The 559-nt window shown below is 43.6% G+C and carries 1 pseudogene; it reads right to left on the reverse strand.

From position 1 onward, the window contains the following. Window positions 1–519: pseudogene (locus tag ACFIO3_RS15395) on the reverse strand (DUF3792 domain-containing protein); the annotation flags it as partial. Window positions 520–559: the final 40 nt, after the last annotated feature.

The following is a 559-nucleotide window of genomic DNA, read 5'->3' on the forward strand; positions in this document are numbered from 1 at the left end:
AAAAAACTTTTCAAGACTTTCACTGTTTAAGTTTGACAGTAGGGGGGATATGTTTGTTTTAAAACTATCTACGGTTTGTTGTATCGTAGCAGTGTTTTCTAGAGCGGTTTTAGCCCCTATCTTTGCTGTACTAGAAACCACGTGGATGGCTTGGAGGGTCATCAGCAATGTTATGAGAGCCCAAGTGAGAAAGCCATGAAGAGTCCCTGAGGTTTCAGCAAAACGTCCAGCTACAAAGCCTCCCAAGGCTAGGCTAATCAGTGTAACGATAACAGACCCCACGCCAAAGGAGAGGAAAGAGCCTTCAAATGGGGATGAAGAAGTGAAATCCATTTGGCTTAAGCCTAAAGCGGCGACTAGAAAAGAGAGGCAGATTGAGGTAGCAAGAGCCGTCACCAGTCCCGCAAAGATTGCGGACCATGAAATGGGTGTGTGAAAGAATGGATACTTTTCTTCTAGAGATGTTTCTCCTAGAAAATTGGTATCGAATGGTGTGTCTTCAGGAATGCGAGTTTCCATGTTTTATCTCCTTGAATATGCTGGAGATACAATGCCTTTT

Source organism: Bartonella sp. AD328YNZD (assembly GCF_042196425.1).